Source organism: Kitasatospora sp. NPDC058243 (genome assembly GCF_042882025.1).
In the GTDB taxonomy this organism is placed as follows: domain Bacteria; phylum Actinomycetota; class Actinomycetes; order Streptomycetales; family Streptomycetaceae; genus Kitasatospora.
In genome coordinates this window covers 263,005-285,191 of sequence record NZ_JBHVWW010000002.1, presented here as the reverse complement: position 1 = coordinate 285,191, position 22,187 = coordinate 263,005, and the positions used below count along the sequence as shown (strand labels likewise).

Here is a 22,187-nt window from a genome sequence, read left to right as displayed (position 1 = left end):
GAACGTGCTGTGGGCGCTCCTGCGCGACAACCGGATCTTCACCTCCGCCCCACCGGTCGCGCAGGCATCTTGACTTCATCATTGAGACTCCAGGGGCCGAACAGGCCTACGGGCGGACCGTACGGACTTCGACCGTCCGCCGGGCCGGGGCGCTAGGCAACCGGGCCGGGGCCGTTCGAGCGACGCGTCGAGGGCGGTGGAGGCGGGAAGCCCGGCGCGAACCGGTTCGCGCCGGGCCCGCGCTCGTTAGGATGAACGCGTGCCCCGCCGGCTACGGGGCGCGGCATCCGGAGGGAGTGGGCCGTCATGGCAGACGAGAGGCACGCCTCGGCGGCCGCGGAAGCGCCCGTCAGACGGCGCGGCCAGGGCGAGTTGGAGGCACAGGTGCTCGCTGTGCTCCAACAGGCGCCCGGCCCGGCCACCGCGGGGTGGGTCCAGGAGCGCCTGGAGGGCGACCTGGCGTACACCACCGTGATGACCATCCTGTCCCGGCTGCACGCCAAGAGCGCCGTCTCGCGGTCCCGTTCGGGCCGCTCCTACCTGTGGCAGGCCTCCTCCGACGCGGCCGGGCTGGCGGCCCTGCGGATGCGCCGGATGCTCGACGGAGAAGCGGACCGGGACGCCGTCCTGGCCAGCTTCGTGAGCGCGCTGCTCCCGCACGACGAGGACCTGCTGCGGGCGCTGCTGGACGCCGCGTCCGTCGATCCGGCAGCGGCCGACCGTGAGAGCTGACCCGTGGGCTTCTTCGTCTTCCTCCCGCTCATCCTGCCGCTGACCGCGGTGCCGATCGCGCGTCTCACCGAGCAGCACCTGCACCCGCGCGGTGCGGCCCGGTTGATGACCGTGATCAGCGCGGTGATGGCGGTGTGCAGTGTGCTCTGCCTCGGCCTGATCGGCGTGGTGGGCACCGCGCAGATCCCCGGCAACCCGCTGCCGGACAGCTGGTCCGACCCGGAGGTGCGGGCCGCGCTGCCGTACCACGAGACGTTCGGGACGGCCGCGATGTGGCTGCTGGTCATGGTGGCCGCGGCCTGTGCCCGGACGGTCGGCCGGCACCTGCGGGTGCGCTCCCGGGCCCGGCGGGCGCTGACCGGGCTGCCGGCGGGGCCGGAGTCGGCCGGTGACCTCGCGGTGCTGCCGGACCGCAGCCCGTACGCGTACGCGTTGCCCGGTTCGCCGGGGCGGGTGGTGGTCTCCACCGGGATGCTGGCCGGGCTGCCCGAGGACGAGCGGGAGGCGCTGCTCGCGCACGAGCGGGCGCACCTGCGCCACCGCCACCACCGGTACCTGCTGACCACCCAGCTGGCCGCCTGCGTCAACCCGTTCCTGCGGCCGCTGCAGTACGCGGTGGCGTTCAGCGCGGAGCGCTGGGCGGACGAGGAGTCGGCGCAGGAGGTGGGGGACCGCCGGATCACCGCGCGGGCGGTGGCCCGGGCGGCCCTGGTGTCGCACGCGGCGCCGGCGCCCGGCTTCGCGGCCTTCGCCGCCCCCGCGCCCGCGCCCGGCCCGGTGCCGCGCCGGGTCGCCGCACTGCTCGGCCCGGTGCCGACGTCCCGCAACTGGCCCCCGGCGAAGACCCGGGCGGGCCTGGCCGCGATGGTCGCCGCGGCCGGTACGGCGGCGTCGGCGCTGTGCGCGCTCAACGCCGCCGTGGCCCTGCTGGTGGTGCTGAAGGCCGTCACCCCGCTGTAGATCAGGCGGTGGCGAGCGCGTCCAGGGCGGCCTCGGCGTCGGCCAGGGACTTCGCGGCGAGCGGCTGCAGCCCGGCCAGGGCGGGGATGTCGTCGGCGCGGGTGAGTTCGGCCGGGACGATGTGCAGGTGCTCGGCCGGGACGCCGAGCCTGGCGAAGTAGGCCCGCAGGTACGGGGTCTGGAAGTCGAAGGCCTCGCGCGGGGTGCCGGGGCCGTAGCCGCCGCCGCGGGCGGCCGCGACGACGACCCGGGTGCGGCGCAGCAGGCTCTCACCGGTGGCCGGGTCGGTGTAGACGCCGGGGAAGCTGATCCGGTCGATCCAGGCCTTGAACACGGCCGGGACGGTGAGGTTGTACATCGGCACGCCGAGCAGCACGGTGTCGGCGGCGAGCAGCCGGTCGACCAGCGGGTGGGTGAGGGACCACTCGTGTTCCTCGTCCGGGCCTTCGGCGAGGGCGGCGACGTCGGAGGCCGGGATGGTCCCCTTGCGTTCGACGCGGCGGCCGAGCATGGCGTACCCGGTGCCGATCGCGGCGACCGGTTCGGCGGCGAGGTCCCGGTAGACGTACCGGCCGGCGGTGCCGTGCCGGGCGCGCCAGGCGGCGGCGAACCGGGCGGTCAGCGCGCGGCTGACCGAGTCGCCGAGGCTGATGCTGGAGTCCAGGTGCAGCAGGGTGGTGGTGGTCACAGCGTTCTCCCGTCACTTCGGTGCTGGGTGGATCGTCATCGGTGTGACGGGCGGGGCCGAGGAAAGGTGACCGATGGACCGGGACGAGGTGCTGGCGGCGCGGTTCGAGGCCGAGCGGGGGCGGCTGCGGGCGGTCGCCCAGCGGATGCTCGGGTCGACGGGGGAGGCGGAGGAGGCCGTCCAGGAGGCGTGGCTGCGGCTGGACCGGGCCGGCCCGGACGAGGTGGACAACCTGCCGGGCTGGCTGACCACGGTGGTGTCGCGGATCTGCCTGGACGTGCTGCGGGCCCGCGCGGTGCGCCGTGAGGAGCCGACCGGCGACGCGCTGCCGGACGGCCTGCCGGATCCGGCGGCCGACGCGGGGGCCGAGGGAGCGGATCCGGAGCGGGAGGCGCTGCTGGTCGACTCGGTGGGCCGGGCGCTGCTGGTCGTGCTGGATCGGCTGGGGCCGGCCGAGCGGGTCGCCTTCGTGCTGCACGACGGCTTCGCGGTGCCGTTCGAGCAGATCGCGCCGATCGTCGGCCGGAGCCCGGTGGCCGCCAAGAAGCTGGCCAGCCGGGCCCGGCAGCGGGTGCGCGGGGCGGCCGCGCTGCCGCCGGAGCGGCTCGCCGGGCACCGGCGGGTGGTGGAGGCGTTCCTGTCCGCCGCCCGGGGCGGGGACCTGGCCGCGCTGCTGGCGGTGCTGGCGCCGGACGTGGTGCGTCGGGCCGATCCGGCCGCGCTGCCGGCCGGGCGTTCCCTGGTGGCCCGGGGCGCGGAGACGGTGGCCCGGGAGACGACGGTGTTCGGCCGGCGGGCCCGGTTCGGCGCGGTGGCGCTGGTGGACGGGGTGCCGGGGATCGTGATCGCCCCGGGCGGGCGGTTGCGGCTGGTGCTGCGGGTGGCGGTGGAGGACGGCCGGGTGGCCGGCTACGAGGTGGTCGCCGACCCGGCCCGGCTGGCCGCCCTGGAGCTGGCCGTGCTGCCGGAGTGACCGGGTCGTGCCCCGGCCACTCCGGCAGCTCAGCCCTCAGCCGTCCAGCTCCTCCCGGAGCCGGCGGAACTCGGCGGCCAGCGCGTCCAGCGTGTAGTGCGCGTTGAGCCCGCTCGGGTTGGGCAGCACCCACACCGCGGTGTCGCCGATGCCCTCCGGCTGGCGGCCGATCGTGGCCCGCCGCTGCCCGAAGGCCGTCCGGTAGGCGCCGATGCCGAGCACGGCCAGGACGCGCGGGCGCAGCCGCAGCACGCGCTCGGTGAGCGCGGCGCCGCCCTCGCGCAGTTCCTCGGCGGTCAGTTCGTCGGCCTTGGCGGTGGTGCGCGGGGCGACGTTGGTGATGCCCAGGCCGAGCGCGGGCAGTTCGCCCTGTTCGTCCGGGCGGAACTGGCGCGCGGTGAAGCCGGAGCGGTGCAGGGCGGGCCAGAAGCGGTTGCCGGGGCGGGCGAAGTGGTGCCCGGTGGCGCCGGACCACAGGCCCGGGTTGATGCCGCAGAACAGCACCCGCAGTCCGGGCCCGGTGACGTCCGGGATGGTGGTGTCCTTGGCCGCCTGGAGCTGTTCGGCGGTGGGCTTCACGGGAGGGAGGGGCTGGTTCGGCACCCGGCCAAGTCTGCCCGCTCCCTGATGAGCCGGGTACGCCGGTTCCGCAGCCGGCGCAGGCCCAACACCACCGCCGCCGCGTACGCCCAGCCCGCGAAGATGTCCACGATGAAGTGCTCGGCGCCGTACACCAGGGTGAACGCCATCGCGAGCGGATACGCGACCAGCAGTGCCCGCAGCCAGGGGCGGGCCGTCGGCCAGAAGAAGAACAGCAGCATCGCCGGGTAGGCGGAGTGCAGCGAGGGCATCGCGGCGACGTCGTTGGCGAACTGGCTGCCGTTCTCGACCAGCGAGTTGGCCTGCGGCAGCCCGCTGGTGGAGATCACGTCCCACACGACCCGGGTGAGCCCCGGCAGGTGGCCCTCCTGGGCGACCAGCCACGGCGGGTCGGCCGGGTAGAGCAGGTACGTGGCGAAGCCGGCGAAGGTGAGCAGCAGGTAGCAGGCGAGCAGTTGGCGGAACCGGTCGTGCCGGCGCCGCCAGAGCACCGCGAGCAGGACGAAGACCAGGAAGAAGTGCGAGAGGTAGACGACGGTCGCCGCGTAGTCGTACCAGTGCGGCGAGCCGGGCGTCCACAGCGCGTGCTGGAGCCGGACGGTCCAGGTCTCGCCGAAGCCGAGCACCTCGTCGGCGCGCAGTTGCGGCAGCCAGTGCGGGGCCCACGGGGTGTGCGCGCCGTAGCCGCGCAGCAGCGAGTACGTCCAGACCGCGGCCATCACCGGCACCCAGTCGCGCAGCACCAGCAGGAAGCCGCGGCGGCCGTGCCCGCTGTGCACGGCCGCCGTCAGCAGGGCACCGATCAGCCACAGGAACACCACGTCGTTGGCGAAGGCCATGCCCTGGGTGCGCAGGAACCAGAAGAGCGCGGTCAGGTAGACCGGCCAGGCCAGCAGCCGGAGTCTCGACAGGCCGGTACGACGGGGGCGGGCGGTCAGGGGTCGCAGTCGCCCGGCCCGCGCCGGGGTGGGCGGGGCCGGGCTGAGCAGCTTGGTCATGCTCACCGAAACTACCAACGCAAACTTGGAGGACGCTGGGTGAACCATGACCGCCTCGTAAGAAAATCGCACAGCCGGGCTGCCGTTCTGACGGCGGAGCAGCGGGGTGACGGCCCCGTCATGAGACGAAGCCCAGCTCGTGCGGGGTGTAGTCCTCGGTGGTGAAGGGTCGAGGCACGGTCGGGTCCTCCTCGAAAGCCGGGCGGGCTACTTGCGGACGGTGTCCTGCAAGTTGAGGTCGTCGATCTTGTCCTGGATCTCGGCGAGCCTGCCCGGGCAGTACACCGAGAGCACGATCGCCTCGGCCCGCACCGCTATGCGGTCGGACAGCACCGGCCGTTGGCCAGGCCCGTCGGCGCCGTTGGACATGCCGGACGTCCACTGCGCCTGGGTCAGCGCGTTCGACGGGTTCGCGCAGACGGCGCCGCCGTCCTCGCCCAGGGTGTGCACGATCTGGTCCCGCGCGGGCACCGGATAGCCGGCCGAACCCAGCGCCCGGGCGAGCTGCCCGGCCTTGCGGTCGGCCTGGTCGGTGGCGTGCAGCCGGGTGAACGAGAGCAGGCCGGTGATCAGCATCGCGACCAGCAGCCCGATCGCCCCGAGGTAGATCCAGCGGTGCCGGGAGGCCATCAGGCTCGTGGTCATGCCGCACCGCCCGCGGCGCCGCGCAGCTCGGCCGACTCCTGCGCGGCCAGCTCCGCCGCCGCCTCCGGGGAGCGCCAGCCGGGCTTGCGCAGCCGCAGGAACAGGTACGGGACCAGCAGGCCGAGGACCAGCAGACCGCCGCCGACGATCCCGATGTACGTCCAGACGCTGCCGCTGCCGAACTGCGAGGACGGTACGAAGCCGATCGCCATCGCGCACGCCGAGGCGAGCAGCCCGACCACGCAGATCGGCACCAGCGCCGGGGCCCGGTAGCCGCGCGGGTGGTCCGGCCGGGTGCGGCGCAGCCGGATCGCGGCGGTGAACATCAGCAGGTAGACGATCAGGTACACCTGCGTGGTGATCACCGAGAAGATCCAGTACGCACTGGAGACGTTCGGGATCAGCGCGTACAGCAGGGCGATCGCCGTGGTGACCACGCCCTGGGCGACCAGCAGGTTCTGCTGGACGCCCTCCCGGTTCAGCTTCTGCAGGAACGGCGGCAGGTAGCCCTCCTGCCGGGAGATCATCAACAGGCCCTTGGACGGTCCGGCCAGCCAGGTCAGCATGCCGCCGAGCGAGGCCGAGATCAGCGCCACCGCGATCACCGGGGTGAGCCAGCCGATGTCGAAGTACTGGAAGAAGGCGTCGAAGGCCTGCATCACGCCGGCCGTCAGGCTCAGCTCGCTGGACGGCACCACCCAGCTGATCGCCAGTGCCGGCAGGATGAAGATCAGCAGCACCATCGCGGACGCGGTGAACATCGAGCGGGGGAACTCCCGCGCCGGATCGCGCAGCGAGGAGACGTGCACCGCGTTCATCTCCATGCCGGAGTAGCTGAGGAAGTTGTTGACGATCAGCACCAGGCTGGCCAGGCCGGCCCACTGCGGCAGCAGGTGCGCGGAGTCCATCGGCGCGGCGGAGCCGTTGCCCTGGCCGAGGAAGACGAAGCCGAGCACCACCAGCAGCGTGCCGGGGATCAGCGTGCCGATCACCAGGCCCATCGAGGACAGGCCGGCCACGGCCTTCGTCCCGCGCGAGGAGACCCAGACGCCGGTCCAGTACAGCACCATGATCACCACGGCGGTGTAGGGGCCGTTGCTGGCCAGCCTCGGGTTCACCACGTACGCGATCGTCGACGCCACGTACGCCAGCAGCGACGGGTAGTAGAAGATCGTCATCGCGAACTGGCACCAGACGGCGAGGAAGCCCAGCGGCTTCGACAGGCCCTCCGAGACCCAGCGGTAGACGCCGCCCTCCCAGCCGGACGCCAGCTCGGCGGAGACCAGCGCGGTCGGCAGCAGGAACACCAGCGCCGGGACGAGGTAGAGGAAGACGCAGGCCAGGCCGTAGACGGCCATGGTCGGGGCGGAGCGCAGGCTGGCCACCGAACTCGTGGTCATCAGGGCGAGCGTCAGCCAGGACATCCGGGGGGCGGTGACCACCCGGGCGGCCACCGAGCCGGTCCGCTCGCGGGTGGTCGGGGCGCCGGGGCTCCCCCGGTCACCAGGGCCTCCCTGGCCGCCGGGGTCTCCCTGCTCACCAGGGCTGCTCGGGTCACTGGACCTGCTGGAACCGTCGGGGGCAGCGGCCTCGCCGGGGCCGCCCCGGCCGGGCGAGGGCGCGTCCGTGGAACCCATCTGTCCTCCTCCGGTACGGCCCCGGTCGGCTGCGCGACGTCCGGGCGGGAGGCGCCCCGGGCGCGGACGCCGCCCGGGAAGGGCCCCGGGGCGGGCCGTACCCGGCCAGTTCACCCGGTTGCCGAGGACGCCGCATGCGGCGTGCACCCGCACGGGTGAGCGACTGTCAGGGGCGGGCCGCCGGATCCTGCGGGGCCGGCCAGGCGGCGCGACGCAGCGTACGGCTCACGGTCGCGGGCAGCAGGGCGGCCGCGAGCAGGACGCTGATCGCGGTCAGCGCGACGGCGGGGGAGAGGTGGTCCAGCAGCAGGCCGCTGCCGAGCGTCCCGGCCGGCATGCCCGCGGTCAGCAGCGTCATGGTCGCCGCGATCACCCGGCCGCGGAGCTCGTCCGGCACCTGCCGGAACACCAGCAGGTCCAGCATCACCCGCAGGGCCGGAACGCCGATCCCCACCACGAACAGCGCGGCGAACACGGTGACCACCCCACCCGGCAGCAGCGGCGCCAGCGTCACCGGCACGGCGGTCCAGGCCACCAGCAGCAGCAGGACGCCCGGCCCGGCCAGCCGGTGCAGCCGGGACACCAGGACCGTTCCGGCCAGCGCCCCGACCGCCTCGCCGGCCAGCGCCAGGCCGATCCCGGCGCTGCCCGTGCCGCCGTCCCGCAGCAGCACCATCACCGGCAGCATCAGGGCCGTCCCGGCGAGGTTGACCACCAGCAGGACGGCCAGGGCGGAGCGCAGCAGCGGGGAGGCGGCGAGCAGGCGGAACCCGGCCAGGGCGCCGCCGGACTCGGGGGCCGGCTCCGTGCCGCCCGGTTCGCGGTTCGGTTGTGCGGTGGCTTCGCCGCTCGGCTGCGCGTCGGTTTCGCCGCTCGGCTGTGCGGGGGCGGGGCGGCCGGGGAAGCGCACCACGAGCGCGGCCACCAGCGCGAGCAGGGAGGCGAGCGCGGTGCCGAGGAACGGCACCGCGCTGCCGAGCCCGTACAGGAAGCCGGCCAGCGGCGGACCGGCCAGCGCGGCCCCGGTCATCCGGGCCTCGTCCTGGGCGAGCGCCTGCGGCAGCTGCTCCGGCGCCACCACCGAGCGCAGCGCCAGCAGCCGGATCGGGCCGCTGTACGCGATGGTCGCCCCGACGGCGGCGGCGACGAGCAGCAGGTGGGCCAGGGTCAGCCGGTCGAAGGCCATGGCCACCGGGACGGTCGCCGTGACGAGCAGTCGGGCGGCGTCGGAGGCGATCAGCACCCGGCGGCGGTCGAGGCGGTCGGCGACCACACCGCCGTGGACGCCCAGCAGCAGGGTCGTGACCATCTGTACGGCCCCGAAGGCCCCGGCGGCGGTGGAGGAACCGGTGAGCGCGAGGACCAGCAGCGGGAAGGCGGTGTCGCCGATCCGCATGCCGAGCGTCGCGGCGGCCTGGCCGGCCCAGAGCGCCTGGAAGCGCAGGTTCCGTCGCAGCGGGACGGGCGGCGGGGCCGCCTCGGCCTTCGCTAGCGCCTCCTCCGCCGTCTTTGACTCGTCAGCCGCCGTTCTGTTCCCCGCCATGGCCCACCCCGCCGTTCGCGCTTCCGACATCATTCACGTTGACGTGAATGATGTCGGAAGCATGATTGGTTGCGCAAGGGTGAGCGCTCACCAGAGCGTGATTGCGTGCGGCGCGGCCGATCTGCCAAGGTGGTGCCCGTGGCCGAGCACGATCTGGAACCCGCCGACGGCGGCGAGCAACCCACCACCTGGGTCAAGGAACGCCAGGTGGCCGACGTCGCCGTGCTCAAGGCACTGGCCGACCCGTTGCGGCTGGCCATCCTCGGCGCCCTGAAATCCGGCGAGGAACGCCCGCTCACCGCCAAGGAGATCGCCGCCGCGCTCGGCGAACCGCAGACCAAGCTCTACCGGCACATCAAGCAGCTGGAGAAGGCCGGGCTGGTCATCGTGGCCGGCACCCGGCTGGTCTCCGGCATCGTCGAAAGCCGCTACGCCGCCGCGCAGGAGTCGATCCGGCTCGCCCCGGAGATGTTCACCGCCGACTCCCCGGGCCGCTCCGAGGCGTACGACGCCATCCTGGCCGCCATCGACCGGGTCCGCGGCGACTTCCGGGCCCAGGTCCTCGGCGGGCGGCTGGACTTCAGCTCGCCCCGGGACGGATCGGTCGGGCCGCCCGGCCTGTTCGTGCACTCGACGCTGCGGCTCAGCCCGGACCGGCTGATCCGGCTGCGGACCCAACTCGCCGCAGTCATCGACGAACTGAACGCGGAAGCGCCCAGCACGGCCGAGGACGCGGTGGACGTGACGGTCTTCACCCTGCTCTACGGACTCCAGCCGGGCACGGAATCATAAACTCCGCGCCGACTGTCGGTGCGGTGGGACACGATGACCGGCATGTCCTATGAACTCCAGGCCCTGATAGGAACATTCGAGCTGCTGGCGGTGGCCGCGGCAGAAACCTCGGCGGCCCGGGTGGTGCCGCTGGCGCAGGGGCTGGCCCTGATACCGGTCACCCCCGCGGTACTCTCCGCCCTCCAGACCGACGGCGGCTCGACGAAGCCCGCCGAGGCGGCCGGCTTCGGCTGGCACCCGGGCGGCTTCGAACTCCGGCTGGCCGCCTGGTCCAAGGCGGGCCCGATCGCCTGCGTCGAGGCCGAGTACTTCGGCGGCAGCGGCACCCAGCGCGCCGCCGTCTGGGAGAACGGCCGGATCGTCCTCGGCCCGCTCACCAAGGGCGAGTTCGAACCCTTCCCGCCCGAGGGCTCCCCGATCTCCCGCGCCCTGCGGCGGATCGGCGCCCGCACCGAGGCCGGCCGGGTGGACGAGTTCGCGTCCGTCGGCCTGTCCGCCCACCGCGGCACCAGCGGCTGGGCGGACGCCGACTGACCTGTCGTCGGGTGGCTCATCGTCGGCCGGCTGCCGCGCGCCGTTCGGCGTAACTGCGGTGGCTGCGTCAGGAATGCTGCCCCACCGTGTGGAGCAGGCGATCCCGCCTGACTCGCACTTGAGAGGAAGCAGCACCCATGCGTGCCACCCGGATGGTCGCCGCGCTGATCGCGGCCCTCGCGCTGACCGTGGTCACCACTGCGTCCGCCGCCGGCCACGAAGCCACGGCCCCGCGCACCACCGTCGCCTCCGCCCCGAACCCCGCCGCCATCCCGGCGCCCGCCGACGTGGCGGTCTCCGCCCCGCTCCTGCCGGCGGACCTCGCCCTGCCCGCCGACCTGGCCCTGCCGACCGTCCCGGTGCCCGCCGTCCCGGCCCTGCCCGCGACCCCGGACCCGAGCGCGGCCCTCGGGGCTCTCGGCGACGTCATCAACCAGATCGCCGGCCTGCTCGCGGAGACCACGTCCACCACCCCCGACCCCGCAGCCGTCCAGCAGCTCGTCGCCACCCTTCAGGCCACCTTGCAGAGCCTGATCGCCCAGCTCCCGGCCGCCCCGACATCGACCGCCCCGACCCGGGCCAAGACCTCCGGCCCGGCCACTCTGCTGGACCAGCTCGCCACCTTGCGCGCCCAGGCCCAAGCCCTCGCCACGGCCACCCACCCCCACCCCGCCGCCGGCTGACCCCATCCACGCGAAAGGCCCCGCCCCCGGGAGCTCAAACTCCCGGGGGCGGGGCCCTTCCGCACAACCCTCCAGGGGTCAGAGGTAGTTCACGTACTGCACGAGCGTCGCGCTGACCTGCTGTTTTCTGCCGAGCATGGCACTGACCTGGGAAAACTCTTGTCGGGAGTTTTCACTGGTCAGCGCCGTTTCCGCCCGCATGTGCCCTGGATGTGCCCTCGTTTCGCAGCACTTCGCAGGGCTGGAAGGTGAGAGATAGCGCTCGGGCTGTGGCGTTCAGTCGTCCAGCCCGAGCAGGGTGCCAACGCTGTTGTCGAGGCCTCCAGTAACCGATCCCTACCTGGATGGCCAAGATCGGGACAAAGGATTGCCGCCGGGCGTACCGTGTCCGTCAGCCGTGGAGGGAGGCCAGCCATCTCCGAGTTCGAAGAGCTTCATCATCTTGGCCATCTGGGGTATGGAGGGCTGGAGCTGGTCTACAGGCTGGTGCGGGAGGAAGCCCGACGATTCCCCGTACTGGCTCCTGCATCGGGGTGGCAGGTTGCCGACTGGGAGGACTTGCTCGGCGACTTCCTTGCGGACCGGGTCAAGGCCCTCAATGCCGACCTGCTGAGCCGCGCAACCGACGATGCTTCGATGGGTCGGATCCTGCGCAGGTCGATTCGGAACTGGTTGATCGACAGGGCCCGCCAGACGGGCCTGGGCGCATTGCGCCGCCGATTGGAGGCAGTGCTGTCCTCCGAGCCAAACTTCGAGCAGGTTTCCGAAGGCGAGTCCGGAGCCAAGCGATGGAGGCTGGCGGGAAGCGGATGGAATCCATGGTCAGGCGCCACCGGTGACCTGACAACTGCCTCTCATGCGGTCCAGACAGTGAAGATACCGAAGTGGTCCAGCACAACGCGTCGGGCACCAATCGCCGACAAGACGTCGCTCGTCGCCTTGGTCACTGCTGTCCTTAGCGCGGCTGCTGGATCGATGGAGATCGCTCAGTTGGTCGCGGTCTTCGCTGCACGGTTCCCGACCGTGCTCGACCCGGTGATCGTGACCACGGGGGACGAGTTCGAGGGGATTCACCGAGACGGAGCCCCAACGCCTGAAGAGGTAGTGGTTGCTGCCGAAGCAGAACTCGACACCGCCGTCACCGCAGTGGAAATCGTGGGGACGTTGTCACCGGAGGAGCGCCTCCTTGTACCCATTGCCGACCAGCAGGCTAGGGTCCAGGAGCTGTTGGGATGTGGCAGGAGTCAGGCATCCCTAAAGGTGAAGCGCCTTCGGGAGAAGCTCAGGCAGCTGGTTGGAGAGCATGACGTTCACGGTGTGGGACTGGAGGTGATCAGGCTGTGCACCGAAAGTCACGACGTGGAGTGACCTCGTGGTCCCTCGGACACCGCGATGGTTGTGACGTCAAACATGGGTGGAGCTGTTCAGCCATGTCAGCCGGGAGGACTCCATGAGTGGACCAGGTGTACCCCAGCGCTTCCTTGAACTGGCCGCTGTGGCCATGGCACCACAGCAGTTGTCGAACGAAGGGCTTCGTGCCAGGTTCGGTGGTCCCGAGAAAGTCTGCCTCGCGGCAGGGCAGGTATGGCGTGCATGCTGGGAGGAGACCAGTCTCCTCGTGCTGATCCTGGAACTCGCGACCCGCGAGGTTCACGCTGTCCCGGTGACGATCGACCCTCCGGGTGAAGATGCAGCGAGCCTCGTGGTCGATGGCCACCGCACTGTGTTCGAGGTAGAAACAACGGTGTGGGCAGGGCTGGCTGGGCCAGTTCCTACGCGTGTCCTCGACCGCGTAGTCGATTCTTGGGAACCTGATCTCGTGGCGTGGGCTGCGGAGACGGCCGCCGGCGGAGCACCCTCCGTACCCGCGGGAGCCCGACAGGGCATCGCCCCTGTGTCGGTCTTCGACGCTTCCGAAGACGTACGAGCTGTCCTTGAAGATGATCTCGAAGCCTTGCGGATGGCGCCTGGCCTGCCTGCGGCAGAGGGATCGGCAAAGGTCGTATCGCTCGGAGAGCTACTGAAGGGCCGCCTCCCCGACCTGCCGGCTCTGGGCACAGCGTTGGGGCTCTCTCAGCCGGAAGTGATGAGGATCCTGCGGGGTTCGACACCCCTGGCCCCGGGACAGGCCGAGGGGGTCGCAAAAGTGACAGGCCTGCCGGTTGAAGCGGTCGCCGCTGCGGTACGCCCCCTCCCACCGGCTTTGGTAGCAGCGGCGGAGCATCCCCGCTGGCGACAGACCTGGAGGAGCAGGGCCCAGCGGCTGGGCGTCAGTGAAGGGGATGCGCGCCTCACGGGTGGCTATGGGGCGTTCGCGCTGGCTGCCCGCGAAACTGGTGGCGCAGATCCAGACTGGGAAGGTCGACTCCGGCAGTTCCTGCGCGGTGAAGACCTTGCCGGATCGGGTACGTAATGCGGCGCCGCTTCGTAGAGGAGGCACCGCCGCAAGCGCGGGCCATGATCGCCGCAGTCGAGAGGATCCACCCAGGCTCTCTTGCAGCGCTGCGCGAAGATCCACTGACCGAGCTGAACTCCTGGCCAGACCTTCAGGTCGTGACGGCACCTGAGGATGGGGAAGGCCGATGCTCGGTTGCCGGCAGTTATATGGATCAGACAGATCCGCCGACGCTTGTGGTTGGCACCTCCCGGTCGTACCGGCGCCGCGGGTTCACTGCGCTGCACGAACTGGGGCACCACCTGCAGCAGACCGACCCCGGCCTCGGCCAGGCTCTGTTTGCTTGGCAGGACTCGGAAGTCTTCGAGGATGCTGCATGCGACGCGTTCGCAGCTCGGGTACTGATTCCAGACAGCGAGATCCCCGCGAACGTGCGGCTACGGGGGCCGTCCGCAACGGATGTCGTCGAAATGTTCCGCCACTCGCGGGCGTCGCGTGAGGCGTGCTGCGTCCGGGCGGCGGAATATCTCGCGGGTGGTGCTGTGCTCCTGCTCGACGGCGACGGCACCACGATCTTCAGCATCTCCCGCAGTCTGATCCCCCCAGCCCGGGGTACTGATCAGTCCGGCAACCCCCTTGTCGAGCGAGCGCTGCGGACCGGGACTACGGCACAGCACGACAGGACGTACGTGGAGTATCGCTCAGGCAAGCAAAGTGAGTTGCTGTACGGACAGGCTGCCTGGTGCGACGAGGACTACCTCGTTGCGGTCCTCGTTCCGGACAATGCCCCCTGGCGCAGGTACTCGGCCCCGCGGCCGGGCACCGGTGCTTCCTGGTACGGCACATCGTGGGTCTGCGAGACCTGCGGAGAGGCGTTCGAGGTCAGCACCGCGCCGTGCGAACACTGCGGCGTCGCTACATGCCCCGACTCGCACTGTGGCTGCGTCACCGCCCGCATGGGTAAGGACCGCGCCTGCGACCGATGTTTCCTTGTGCTGGCTCCGAGCCGGTTCGATGGCGCCAGTGTCACCTGTCGCGACTGTGCTTGACCGCTCTTCCGGTAACAGGTGAACCTTGGCCGGACGATTCTAACGATGTGACGTCAGGTGTTGGTGAGCAGCTACAAGGCTGTTCGGCCTGCTGTGGCGGGTCTGAAGCCGGGGCTCTGACGCCCAGTAGTGAGAATCGAGAAACTGATGGGACGCACCCAAGACATCCTGGACGACATTCGCTCTCAGATCGACGCCCACGCCGAGCCGCTCGCGGCGGCCCGAGAGCGGCTGGCCCTGGTCCGCTCCACGGCCGAGGAGTTCCCCGGCTCCTTGCGGACCTACGCCAGTGGATCACTGGCGCAGCACACCTTCATCCACCCGGTCGGCGACGGAGACGGCGGACTCGTCCTCGATCGCCGCGTTTACCCGGGACTCGGGCCTGACGGGGGTGGCGAGACCCCTGCCGACATCTCGGCCAAGCTCTGCGGACTGTTGGGCCCCGCAGTTCGCGAGGTGTATCCCAATGCCCGGTGCGGGACCTCCAAGCGCGGGCCAAAGCTGACGTTCGGTCAGTCGGTGGACGGGCAGGACCCCACCGTGGACCTGGTCGTCGCGCTGACCCGCAAGGATGCGCCGGGGCTGTGGATTCCAAACCTCAAGAACAACACATGGGAGGCCTCCGACCCCGAGCATCACGTCAAGTTGTTCACCTCGGGAGGCGCCTCCCTCCAGCGCACCCGACGCCGGGTCGTGCGTCTGCTGAAGGCGTGGAACAAGCAGTACTCCGTCCCCGGCTTCTCCTCCCACAACCTGACTGTCTGGGCCTGCGAGTTCATCGAGCCCGGGATGGGCATGGTTGTCGCGCTGAGCACGGTCCTCGCGAAGGCGGCCCGCCGGGTCGACTCTGGCAGCGCCACGGTCGACCCCGCGGGGGTATCACCGAACGTTCGGCTGCTTGTCCCGCGCGACACCGCCTCTCGCAGGCTGCGTACGGCGGCTACTGCCCTGCAGGAGGCAATCGACCACGACGATGATCGCGACGCTGTACTCTCCGCCCTCTCCAAGGCCTTCTACAAGTACATCGACGATCCGTCTCCCAGCAGCCTCGCTCTGAAGATCAGTGAGCTGCGGCGGCCAGGCCCTCTCTCCACCGCAACCCTTGGGCTCGGTGGCCTTCCCGCAGCCATCCCCGCCGTCCGTTCGTTCGGCGTCCTACCTGAGGGCCGGTGAGCCGGCGAACGGCGTGGCAAGAGCCGGCCTGGTTCACCAGGCCGGCGCTTCGCTTCGCCTTCCAGCGTGGTATCGAAACCTGTGGCGTGACTACCAGAGCCGTAAAGCCCCCGCATCGGTACCGTGGCGGTTTCGCCCTTGCAGTGCCCTTCGACCTGCCGGACATTCCCCGACAGACCATCACCATTGCGTTTGGTCACTACCCTTCCCAAGTGCCGCACATCTACAGTGACGGACCGAGCGAGTCGCCGCACCGGTACAACGACGGCGCCCTCTGCATCTGGTACCCGTACGACCCGGCGGAGCAGCGGTGGCTGCTCCGCGACGGACCAGCGGTCCTGCTCGGCCTGATCGCGGCGCACTTGCTCAAAGAGGAGTGGTGGCGTCGAACTGGTGAGTGGCCGGGGCAGGAAGCCCCGCACCGCATGCTCGAGCCCAGCGTGTAGTCGAACCAGGAGGGGCGGCATGACCTCGCCAACCCCGGCGCTGCCCTCTCCCGCCCTAATCACGGTGACCACGACACCATCTGTTCCGTTCCCAGCCCCCGGACCCGCAACGACTGGGGGCGGGGTGCTGACATCTGCGGTAGTTTCCGGGGTCGTCCTCGCAGCCGCTCTCACCGCAACCATCAATCTGTGGCTCGCCCGAAGCCGCTCCCGAGAAGAGGAGCGCATCCGCCTGCGAACGGCTTTCGCAGAAGCCTTTGTCGCATACACCGCCTACAGGGAGATGCCCTACGCGATCCGTCGTCGACACGTCGACCAAGCCGCAGAGGAGCGGGTCCGCCTTTCGGAGATCCTCCGTGAGACCCAGGCCCAACTCGCTTACCACCTTGCTTGGACCGGTCTTGAGTCGCCTCCCGTCGGCGAGGCCTACAAGGACCTCATACAACACCTCCGCCGGACTGCCGGCACGGCCATGCACGAAGCTTGGGAAGCACCAGCCATCACAGCCGATGCACAGATGAACATCCCGCTGACCGTCATCGACCTCAGTGAACTCGCTCAGTACGAGACCGCCTACCTCGATGCCGTCCGTATCCACCTGCGTGATCTGCTTCCGTGGTGGAAGCGCCTGTGGGGTTAACGCATCCGCCTGGGCCGAGGCAGCCAGGTCGCAATGGGCTCAGTAGATCTTTCCGGTACCTCCAATCTGGATAGATAAGCCGTCATTCGTCGCATCGACGAATAGGGGAAGCGCGCCCACCTCAAGTCCGAGCTCAATGCAGATCGCGCGGTGAAGTGCATACTCGATCTCGCCGCGGTCGTACGGATCGTGTTCGGTCGCGCCAGGGTGGGTGCTCGGCCAAAGACCGTCGGCCACATCGTCGGCCCACGACTTAACCCATCCGTAGAGCATCTTTGCCTCCCACGAAGCCTCTTCGGCAGCGACCCGGGTGAGGCTGTCCAGCGATCGTTGTGCCCGTCCACCATCGTGGCCGCACCTGGTGATGAGGGTGCATCGCAGTGCAGGTGTGTCGGAGCGGACGTCATCCCAGCGTGGATCGGCTATGGACTCCGTCCAGCAGTCAATCGCCGCTTGGAAATTACGATAGGCGTCGAGTAAGTGAACTCGGTCTGCGGATCCCCGAAGGCCGGCCTTGTACTGCCGCATCGCAAGCCGATCAATGTGGCCTTGATCGTAACGAGTATGGCAGTTCGGGCAAAGTATGATCATGTTGCTGAACTCGTGTGTACGGATCTCTGACCATGGAACTATGTGAGCCATTTCTACGGGGGTCGCTCGACAAGTAGGAATCGCGCATCGATGCCCCGCTTCGACCAGGAGGGCGCGCTGCAGTTCGCGCGGTACAGCGTGACGTCCGGCAGGCATACGGCGAGCTTACTCAACTGCTCTGACACGACGCCCTCTTGGCGTTCCGCTGGCTGTGAACTCGCCAGTGCTCCGCCCGCGGGGATGGCGCAGGCCCACCGCTGTGGTTCAGGCCAGCGAGGCGATCGTCTGCTGCGCCAAGGCCGCGATGGCGACCAGGCCCGGAACGCCACCGCAGTGCTGGTACACCGAGTTCATGAGGACGCGTAGTCCGACAGGGTCCTCTCCGGCTCGGTGAAGGCGTTGCTCGACGGCCGAGATCTCTTCGAGGCAAGCTTGCGGCTGTGCCAGCTGTACAGAGTGCTGTTCGACGGCCTCACGCAGCTGCTGCAGGTGCCGCCGTGCTTCTTCGAGTGCCTCATCGGCAGAGGCGGCCACGTGCTGGCTCTGCGTGGTGTTCTGTGCGCCCGGCGCATTCTGGATGTTGCCCGTGATGTTGCCCCCGGCACTGATGCCGCCATGGGCGGGAGACGGGTTCGGGCGGGGCTCGCGGCGGAAAGGCATCATGCCTCCTGGCTCTGGAAGGTGCCGGCGGCACCGGGTGCGTTCTGGATGTTGCCGGTGATGTCGCCGCCGGCCATGACGCCGAAGTTGTAGATGGCCGTGGCCTGCGCTTGGTAGGACCGGGTGTCGATCTGATGGTTTCCGAGGAACGCCTCGACCGTGTCGAAGACCCTGCTCTGCACCATCTGCACGTAACGGCGGGCGTCCTCGTACATGTGCATCTCGTCGATGTACCGAGTCGAGTACGTCTCACGGAGGCTCACAGGGCCACCCTGATCCAGCGAAGGCTTCGGCGGCGCGACACGTGTGGAGATGAGACGGTTCGCTGCACCCAGCAGGTCACCCAGGGCCTGGAGCCACGCGGTCCGCTGCCAGCGCCACGACGCCGGGGAGAGTGGGCTCGCCGACGCCGCGAGTGCGCTGTTGAGCGGTGGCATGAGATGTGGGCGGACGGTGACCCGGAGGAAACCACTCTCGTAGGCGAAGTTGACCAGGATCGAGGCAGCCATCTCACCGCCCCACGAGACGATGCGCGCCCACAGATAGCGGCGAGCGATATACGGTCCAGGCCCGCCGTCAGGGTGCCCGGCGGCGAGAGACTCCATGCTCTGCCAGGTCGGGTCGTCGAGCTGGCCCCACCGGTTGGCCGAGACGGCGGCAACGCCCAGCACCTCGATGTTGGCGAACGGGTGCCCAGGGGCGTGGGACGGAGCGGGGTCGATAAGGCGACCGGCCACGAAGGCGTAGAGCTCCTCCACCGTGAAGTTCCTGAAGGAGGTAGCGGTGTCCTGTGGGCCCGATTCGGCCAGTTTCTCCATCTGTACCGGGATACGGGGTGACGATGCTTCCTCGCTCTGCTCAGGCTCCTCGGGTGGACGTCTCGGAGCCGGCTCCACATCGATGCCGATCGATGCGGTGGACCAGATCAAGCGGCCGGCCCCGATGAAGTGTTCCTTCGGAGCGCTCTTGCCTCGCCACTCCCGGGTGTAGGGCAGAGCCCATGACTGGAATCGCCTCTCCAGGAAGTGTGCCGTTCCGGCAGGCCGGGAGTGGCGGCCGGCCATGAACTCCGATGGCCGCATCCGGTAGAGCAACTGCTGGGCTGCGAGTCGGTCCAGGTAGAAGGCCAGCCACATGCCCGTGACGGCAAGTCCGATGGCCCACTCCGGCGACACCAACCGCAGCAGACCGACGGCGATGCCGGGGACCGCCAGAAGCGCGATCAAGGGCCGTCTCAAGTAGCGGAGGCGCTGCGCGCGAAGACAGTGGCCCAGTACCAGGGACTCGTCGTAACCGAACGACGGTAGTGGGCGACCGCTCGCAATGCGCCGACGGACCCAGCTGACGTACTCCTCGCCGACCAGTACCTTCGGTTCCCCCTGCTCCTCGCCGCCAGCCGAAGAGGCTGCGCCGGAGCCCTTCCCTCGCCCTCCGCTGATCTTCGCCACCAGGCGGGCAGAGAGACCAGCCAGATGGTCGGGTCGCATATAAGCGATCGCCGAGAGCCTGCGGGTCACCTCCGAGAGCCCCGGAGCAAATGTGTGCGTAGATGCCGACCCAACTGGGACGCCTGGCCCATCGCTCAGATGGTCGCTGTCTTCCCCCGACCCTGACCCGTCGAATCGCCTGGCAGAAGCGGTTGTTTCCGCCCAGCCCCCTAACGTCACCCGGTCACCCCCCGAAGCCAGATGATCACAGAAAAACTTGCGGGATGACCGTACCAAGCAGCAACGGGGCGTATCCGCCGAACGAGAAAACAGTGTGTGCTCGCGCTGCAGGGCTCGTCGAGGAAGCCCTCGACGAGCCCTGCAGGCTTGACGTCATGGCATCGCTGCCTCCCAGCCGTAGCGCGAGAAGGCGGGACCGCCATCGCGGTAAGCGGCGAGCGCTTGCGTGGCCGTGGGAAAGGTCGGTTCGGGGAGGTGGCCGGAGGGAACCCAGCGGGCGGTGAGGTGCTTGTCGGGTTCGGTGTTGGTGAGGTCGCCGGTCCACTTGTCGGTGGCGAAGACGAAGAGGACGAACTGGCCGGCCTGGTCCCAGCCCTGTTCGACGTGGATGACGTGGACGAGTTCGAGGTCGGCCGGGTCGACGAGCAGGCCGGTCTCTTCCTTGAGTTCGCGGGCTGCGGCCTCGTCGAGGGGTTCGCCGGGCTCGGCTTTGCCGCCGGGGACGGTCCAGGACGGGTGCGGGGACCAGTTGCGGGCGGCGTAGTGCAGGGCGGCGATCGTGTCGGTGTCCTTGTCGTGGACGATCACGCAGACCGCGTTCCGGCTGTTCATCACGCTGTTGGGCGTCACGGTGTCCACTCCTTGTCGAAATGCCGGAGGGCATCGGTGGTCCAGGTCGGCCTCACGGTGTGCCAGCTGAACCGGTAGTTGTTGGTACCGAGGTAGGGCGCGGTGAGGACGTGGTGGAACTCGCACCACGCGGCGAACTCGCCCCAGGTGCAACCGGGCAGGCCGCGGTGCTGCGGGTGACGGTTGTAGGTGTCCACGGCCTGGCGGATGGTGGCCTCGGGCAGTGGGCCGGTGGTCATGGCAGTGGTGACGACGATCTTGGCGAGGTCGTAGCCGAAGGGCGCGAGGGTGAGGGAGTCGAAGTCGATGACGGCGACCCTGGTGTTGGTGGTGAGGAAGTTGCGCGGGTTGGCGTCCTTGTAGAAGGCGGCGGGCATCGTGGCGGCCCGCTCCAGCCAGCCGTCGATCGCCTCGCGGGTCAGGGCCGAGCCCGGCACGGTGCCGGTCGCCAGGAGCTGGTGGAGGCGTTCGCGACGGCTGTCGGCGAAGCCGGCGAGGGTGACGTCGCCGCTGGTGTGGGGCGTGTCCAGACGGGCGGCGTGCAGGTCTCGGGTGTGGGCGGTGGTGTGCTGGTGGCCGAGGAGGCCGGCCAGGGTTAGCAGGTCGTCGGCGGTGCCGTGGCGGCCTTCGAGGTGCTCGAAGTCGATGGCCGTGGAGCGGACTTGGAGGACCTGGGGGATGCGCACGTTGGGGTTGGTGCGGGCGATCCACCGGTAGTGGGCCAGGGTGCGCTGCTGGAGCTGGGGGTCCGTGTAGGTCTTGGTGAAGGTCCTCATCGGCGGACGGCCACGACGTAGGTGACGGTGGAGGTAGTCTCCAGCGGCCCGTCGCCGACGGTGCCCCGAAGCCGTCGGGCGATCTCGGCCGGTTCGTGCGGGAGTTGGTACTTGGGGTTGGTGGCCGCGTAGGCGGCGATGTGGTCGGCGCCGGTGAAGCGGAAGCGGTGTTCGTGGTGGAGGACCTGCTGCACCTCGAGGCAGGTGGCGACGATGTCGGCCTGGTTGTGGCTGTGGAAGGTCTCGTACAGGCTCGGCCGGCTCGCGGCCTCGGGGTCCAGTCCGCTGGCGGCGATCACCTCGTCCAGGGCGCGGTAGCTGTCGGCGGACTTGGTGACCGTGATCGACAGGCCGCCGGGGGCCAGGCAGCGGGCGATCTCCGCGATTACCGCGGCGGGCCGGGGCGAGTGGTAGAGGCAGAAGGCGGCCGTGGCCACCGCCACCGAGGAGTTGGGCAGGACGATGGCGTGGAAGTCGCCTCGCATGATCTCCACGCCCGTGTGTCCAGCGAGCCTGCTCTCGGCTTCGGCGAGGAGGGCGGCGGACTGGTCGAAGGCGATGAGACGGGGCGGGGCGAGCCGTTCGGCGAGGGCGACGGTGGTGGTGCCGCGTCCGCAGCCGATGTCGAGGACGGTGCCGCGCAGGCCGCTGGCAGCGAGGTCGGCGATGACGGTGGCGGGGTGGGGGCCTGCGGTCTTGGCGCGGGCCAGGGCGCTGGTGCGCTGGGTGATGCGGCCCGCGTCGGCGTACAGGTCGTGGCGGACGCGGGCAGCGTCGAGGAACGGGTTGGCGGTCATGGACAGGTGGAGCCTTCCCGGTACGAAGTGGGTCAGGTCATGTCTGCCGGGGCACGGTGGCGACGAACCGGCGGGCGGCCCGGCGGCTGGTGAGGGTGACGACGCGGGCGTGGCCGACGTGCTCGGCGATCAGCGCGCGGACCTTGGGCCGCATCTGGCGCCGGTAGCCGAGGATGTAGCGGATGAAGCCCCAGTGGATGCGGTCGAACACGCCCTGCTCGGTGTGCTGGCCGCCGCGGTAGCGGCGGCGGCGCTGGAGGATGCCCCACAGGCACACGATCGGGGGGATGTCGAGGAAGACGACGGTGTCGGCCCGCTTGAGTCGGATGGGGAGGGTGGAGGCGAAGTTCCCGTCGATCACCCAGCGCGGTTCGGCGACCAGCTCCTCCTGGATGGCGGCGAACTTCTCCGGCGGCAGGGTGTTCCAGTCGGAGTCGTAGTAGACGCCGTCGAGGTGGGTGACGGGGGCGTTGATCTTCTCGGCGAGCTGGCGTCCGAGGGTGGTCTTGCCGCTGCCGCCGCAGCCGATGATGGCAATCCTGTCCATGTCGCTACAGGCTACCGAGCCGCGCGACGGG

The 22,187-nt window shown here is 70.2% G+C and carries 25 protein-coding genes and 1 pseudogene; 11 read left to right on the top strand and 15 right to left on the bottom strand.

Going from position 1 to position 22,187, the window contains the following annotated elements:
* Window positions 1–306: 306 nt before the first annotated feature.
* Window positions 307–732 (top strand): BlaI/MecI/CopY family transcriptional regulator, encoded by a 426-nt coding sequence (locus ACFVX9_RS03030; protein ID WP_063348908.1) that lies wholly within the window; start codon window positions 307–309, stop codon window positions 730–732.
* 3 nt (window positions 733–735) lie between these two features.
* Entirely contained in the window at window positions 736–1,692 is a 957-nt protein-coding gene (locus ACFVX9_RS03025) for a M48 family metalloprotease (RefSeq protein WP_363374975.1), read from the top strand.
* 1 nt (window position 1,693) lies between these two features.
* On the opposite strand, the gene ACFVX9_RS03020 is transcribed toward ACFVX9_RS03025, so the two are convergent.
* Window positions 1,694–2,380, bottom strand: a complete 687-nt coding sequence (locus ACFVX9_RS03020; RefSeq protein ID WP_387980069.1) for an FMN-dependent NADH-azoreductase — start codon at window positions 2,378–2,380, stop codon at window positions 1,694–1,696.
* Window positions 2,381–2,453: 73 nt separating this feature from the next.
* Here ACFVX9_RS03020 and ACFVX9_RS03015 point away from each other — a divergent pair, with 73 nt between their 5' ends.
* Window positions 2,454–3,353: a sigma-70 family RNA polymerase sigma factor gene (locus ACFVX9_RS03015; protein WP_387980067.1), complete on the top strand. Its 900-nt coding sequence runs from the start codon at window positions 2,454–2,456 to the stop codon at window positions 3,351–3,353.
* 36 nt (window positions 3,354–3,389) lie between these two features.
* Here ACFVX9_RS03015 and mug read toward each other — a convergent pair whose 3' ends face one another.
* The 5 genes from mug to ACFVX9_RS02990 all read right to left on the bottom strand — a co-directional run bounded on the left by mug (window position 3,390) and on the right by ACFVX9_RS02990 (window position 8,776).
* Entirely contained in the window at window positions 3,390–3,932 is a 543-nt protein-coding gene (gene mug, locus ACFVX9_RS03010; protein ID WP_387980065.1) for a G/U mismatch-specific DNA glycosylase, read from the bottom strand.
* Window positions 3,929–4,951, bottom strand: coding sequence for a phosphatase PAP2 family protein (locus tag ACFVX9_RS03005; RefSeq protein WP_387980063.1), 1,023 nt, complete (start codon window positions 4,949–4,951; stop codon window positions 3,929–3,931). The genes mug and ACFVX9_RS03005 overlap by 4 nt, the downstream gene beginning before the upstream one ends.
* Window positions 4,952–5,158: 207 nt before the next feature.
* Window positions 5,159–5,596: a hypothetical protein gene (locus ACFVX9_RS03000; RefSeq protein ID WP_387980061.1), complete on the bottom strand. Its 438-nt coding sequence runs from the start codon at window positions 5,594–5,596 to the stop codon at window positions 5,159–5,161.
* The gene (locus tag ACFVX9_RS02995; protein WP_380480781.1) at window positions 5,593–7,020 is read right to left on the bottom strand and encodes an APC family permease; all 1,428 of its coding nucleotides are present in this window, start codon (window positions 7,018–7,020) and stop codon (window positions 5,593–5,595) included. Before ACFVX9_RS02995 ends, ACFVX9_RS03000 begins: the two co-directional genes overlap by 4 nt.
* 379 nt (window positions 7,021–7,399) lie before the next feature.
* Window positions 7,400–8,776: an MFS transporter gene (locus tag ACFVX9_RS02990; protein WP_387980059.1), complete on the bottom strand. Its 1,377-nt coding sequence runs from the start codon at window positions 8,774–8,776 to the stop codon at window positions 7,400–7,402.
* Window positions 8,777–8,914: 138 nt separating this feature from the next.
* Here ACFVX9_RS02990 and ACFVX9_RS02985 point away from each other — a divergent pair, with 138 nt between their 5' ends.
* From ACFVX9_RS02985 to ACFVX9_RS02975, 3 genes are all read left to right on the top strand, one after another.
* Window positions 8,915–9,568, top strand: a complete 654-nt coding sequence (locus tag ACFVX9_RS02985) for an ArsR/SmtB family transcription factor (RefSeq protein ID WP_380379395.1) — start codon at window positions 8,915–8,917, stop codon at window positions 9,566–9,568.
* Window positions 9,569–9,610: 42 nt separating this feature from the next.
* A complete protein-coding gene (locus ACFVX9_RS02980; RefSeq protein ID WP_380480710.1) occupies window positions 9,611–10,102 on the top strand; it encodes a hypothetical protein in 492 nt (163 codons plus the stop codon).
* 137 nt (window positions 10,103–10,239) lie between these two features.
* Window positions 10,240–10,785 (top strand): hypothetical protein, encoded by a 546-nt coding sequence (locus ACFVX9_RS02975; protein ID WP_387980056.1) that lies wholly within the window; start codon window positions 10,240–10,242, stop codon window positions 10,783–10,785.
* Window positions 10,786–10,863: 78 nt separating this feature from the next.
* Here ACFVX9_RS02975 and ACFVX9_RS02970 read toward each other — a convergent pair whose 3' ends face one another.
* Entirely contained in the window at window positions 10,864–10,986 is a 123-nt protein-coding gene (locus tag ACFVX9_RS02970; protein WP_380379403.1) for a hypothetical protein, read from the bottom strand.
* A gap of 183 nt (window positions 10,987–11,169) precedes the next feature.
* On the opposite strand from ACFVX9_RS02970, the gene ACFVX9_RS02965 reads away from it, so the two are divergent.
* The 5 genes from ACFVX9_RS02965 (at window position 11,170) to ACFVX9_RS02945 (ending at window position 16,488) form a co-directional block, all read left to right on the top strand.
* On the top strand, window positions 11,170–12,153 hold the full coding sequence (locus tag ACFVX9_RS02965; RefSeq protein WP_380379405.1) for a hypothetical protein: 984 nt from the start codon (window positions 11,170–11,172) through the stop codon (window positions 12,151–12,153).
* 1,089 nt (window positions 12,154–13,242) lie between these two features.
* A complete protein-coding gene (locus tag ACFVX9_RS02960) occupies window positions 13,243–14,229 on the top strand; it encodes an ImmA/IrrE family metallo-endopeptidase (protein WP_380379408.1) in 987 nt (328 codons plus the stop codon).
* 147 nt (window positions 14,230–14,376) lie between these two features.
* On the top strand, window positions 14,377–15,402 hold the full coding sequence (locus ACFVX9_RS02955; protein WP_380379410.1) for a hypothetical protein: 1,026 nt from the start codon (window positions 14,377–14,379) through the stop codon (window positions 15,400–15,402).
* Window positions 15,403–15,614: 212 nt separating this feature from the next.
* Window positions 15,615–15,848 (top strand): hypothetical protein, encoded by a 234-nt coding sequence (locus tag ACFVX9_RS02950; protein WP_380379413.1) that lies wholly within the window; start codon window positions 15,615–15,617, stop codon window positions 15,846–15,848.
* A gap of 19 nt (window positions 15,849–15,867) precedes the next feature.
* Entirely contained in the window at window positions 15,868–16,488 is a 621-nt protein-coding gene (locus ACFVX9_RS02945; protein WP_380379416.1) for a hypothetical protein, read from the top strand.
* A 39-nt stretch (window positions 16,489–16,527) separates the two neighbouring features.
* On the opposite strand, the gene ACFVX9_RS02940 is transcribed toward ACFVX9_RS02945, so the two are convergent.
* The 8 genes and pseudogenes from ACFVX9_RS02940 to ACFVX9_RS02905 all read right to left on the bottom strand — a co-directional run bounded on the left by ACFVX9_RS02940 (window position 16,528) and on the right by ACFVX9_RS02905 (window position 22,156).
* The gene (locus tag ACFVX9_RS02940; protein ID WP_380480785.1) at window positions 16,528–16,761 is read right to left on the bottom strand and encodes a hypothetical protein; all 234 of its coding nucleotides are present in this window, start codon (window positions 16,759–16,761) and stop codon (window positions 16,528–16,530) included.
* A gap of 279 nt (window positions 16,762–17,040) precedes the next feature.
* Window positions 17,041–17,235, bottom strand: a pseudogene (locus ACFVX9_RS02935) (HNH endonuclease); the annotation flags it as partial.
* A gap of 108 nt (window positions 17,236–17,343) precedes the next feature.
* Window positions 17,344–17,742, bottom strand: a complete 399-nt coding sequence (locus ACFVX9_RS02930; RefSeq protein ID WP_380379422.1) for a hypothetical protein — start codon at window positions 17,740–17,742, stop codon at window positions 17,344–17,346.
* Entirely contained in the window at window positions 17,739–19,187 is a 1,449-nt protein-coding gene (locus ACFVX9_RS02925) for a hypothetical protein (protein ID WP_380379424.1), read from the bottom strand. The genes ACFVX9_RS02930 and ACFVX9_RS02925 overlap by 4 nt, the downstream gene beginning before the upstream one ends.
* Window positions 19,188–19,559: 372 nt before the next feature.
* Window positions 19,560–20,036, bottom strand: a complete 477-nt coding sequence (locus tag ACFVX9_RS02920) for an NUDIX domain-containing protein (RefSeq protein WP_380379427.1) — start codon at window positions 20,034–20,036, stop codon at window positions 19,560–19,562.
* The gene (locus tag ACFVX9_RS02915; protein WP_380480718.1) at window positions 20,033–20,812 is read right to left on the bottom strand and encodes a phosphotransferase; all 780 of its coding nucleotides are present in this window, start codon (window positions 20,810–20,812) and stop codon (window positions 20,033–20,035) included. The genes ACFVX9_RS02920 and ACFVX9_RS02915 overlap by 4 nt, the downstream gene beginning before the upstream one ends.
* On the bottom strand, window positions 20,809–21,609 hold the full coding sequence (locus ACFVX9_RS02910) for a class I SAM-dependent methyltransferase (RefSeq protein WP_380369702.1): 801 nt from the start codon (window positions 21,607–21,609) through the stop codon (window positions 20,809–20,811). Before ACFVX9_RS02910 ends, ACFVX9_RS02915 begins: the two co-directional genes overlap by 4 nt.
* 37 nt (window positions 21,610–21,646) lie before the next feature.
* Complete coding sequence (locus ACFVX9_RS02905) at window positions 21,647–22,156, bottom strand: topology modulation protein (RefSeq protein WP_380480720.1); 510 nt, start codon at window positions 22,154–22,156, stop codon at window positions 21,647–21,649.
* Window positions 22,157–22,187 lie beyond the last annotated feature (31 nt).

Excerpts from the sequence above, each read along its gene's own strand:
- ACFVX9_RS03030 (WP_063348908.1), top strand. The coding sequence starts at position 307 with ATGGCAGACGAGAGGCACGCCTCGGCGGCCGCGGAAGCGCCCGTCAGA.
- ACFVX9_RS03015 (WP_387980067.1), top strand. The coding sequence starts at position 2,454 with ATGGACCGGGACGAGGTGCTGGCGGCGCGGTTCGAGGCCGAGCGGGGG.
- ACFVX9_RS03005 (WP_387980063.1), bottom strand. The coding sequence starts at position 4,951 with ATGACCAAGCTGCTCAGCCCGGCCCCGCCCACCCCGGCGCGGGCCGGG.
- ACFVX9_RS03000 (WP_387980061.1), bottom strand. The coding sequence starts at position 5,596 with ATGACCACGAGCCTGATGGCCTCCCGGCACCGCTGGATCTACCTCGGG.
- ACFVX9_RS02995 (WP_380480781.1), bottom strand. The coding sequence starts at position 7,020 with ATGTCCTGGCTGACGCTCGCCCTGATGACCACGAGTTCGGTGGCCAGC.
- ACFVX9_RS02990 (WP_387980059.1), bottom strand. The coding sequence starts at position 8,776 with ATGGCGGGGAACAGAACGGCGGCTGACGAGTCAAAGACGGCGGAGGAG.
- ACFVX9_RS02980 (WP_380480710.1), top strand. The coding sequence starts at position 9,611 with ATGTCCTATGAACTCCAGGCCCTGATAGGAACATTCGAGCTGCTGGCG.
- ACFVX9_RS02975 (WP_387980056.1), top strand. The coding sequence starts at position 10,240 with ATGCGTGCCACCCGGATGGTCGCCGCGCTGATCGCGGCCCTCGCGCTG.
- ACFVX9_RS02970 (WP_380379403.1), bottom strand. The coding sequence starts at position 10,986 with ATGCGGGCGGAAACGGCGCTGACCAGTGAAAACTCCCGACAAGAGTTT.
- ACFVX9_RS02960 (WP_380379408.1), top strand. The coding sequence starts at position 13,243 with ATGATCGCCGCAGTCGAGAGGATCCACCCAGGCTCTCTTGCAGCGCTG.
- ACFVX9_RS02955 (WP_380379410.1), top strand. The coding sequence starts at position 14,377 with ATGGGACGCACCCAAGACATCCTGGACGACATTCGCTCTCAGATCGAC.
- ACFVX9_RS02945 (WP_380379416.1), top strand. The coding sequence starts at position 15,868 with ATGACCTCGCCAACCCCGGCGCTGCCCTCTCCCGCCCTAATCACGGTG.
- ACFVX9_RS02940 (WP_380480785.1), bottom strand. The coding sequence starts at position 16,761 with ATGCTCTACGGATGGGTTAAGTCGTGGGCCGACGATGTGGCCGACGGT.
- ACFVX9_RS02930 (WP_380379422.1), bottom strand. The coding sequence starts at position 17,742 with ATGATGCCTTTCCGCCGCGAGCCCCGCCCGAACCCGTCTCCCGCCCAT.
- ACFVX9_RS02915 (WP_380480718.1), bottom strand. The coding sequence starts at position 20,812 with ATGAGGACCTTCACCAAGACCTACACGGACCCCCAGCTCCAGCAGCGC.
- ACFVX9_RS02910 (WP_380369702.1), bottom strand. The coding sequence starts at position 21,609 with ATGACCGCCAACCCGTTCCTCGACGCTGCCCGCGTCCGCCACGACCTG.
- ACFVX9_RS02905 (WP_380480720.1), bottom strand. The coding sequence starts at position 22,156 with ATGGACAGGATTGCCATCATCGGCTGCGGCGGCAGCGGCAAGACCACC.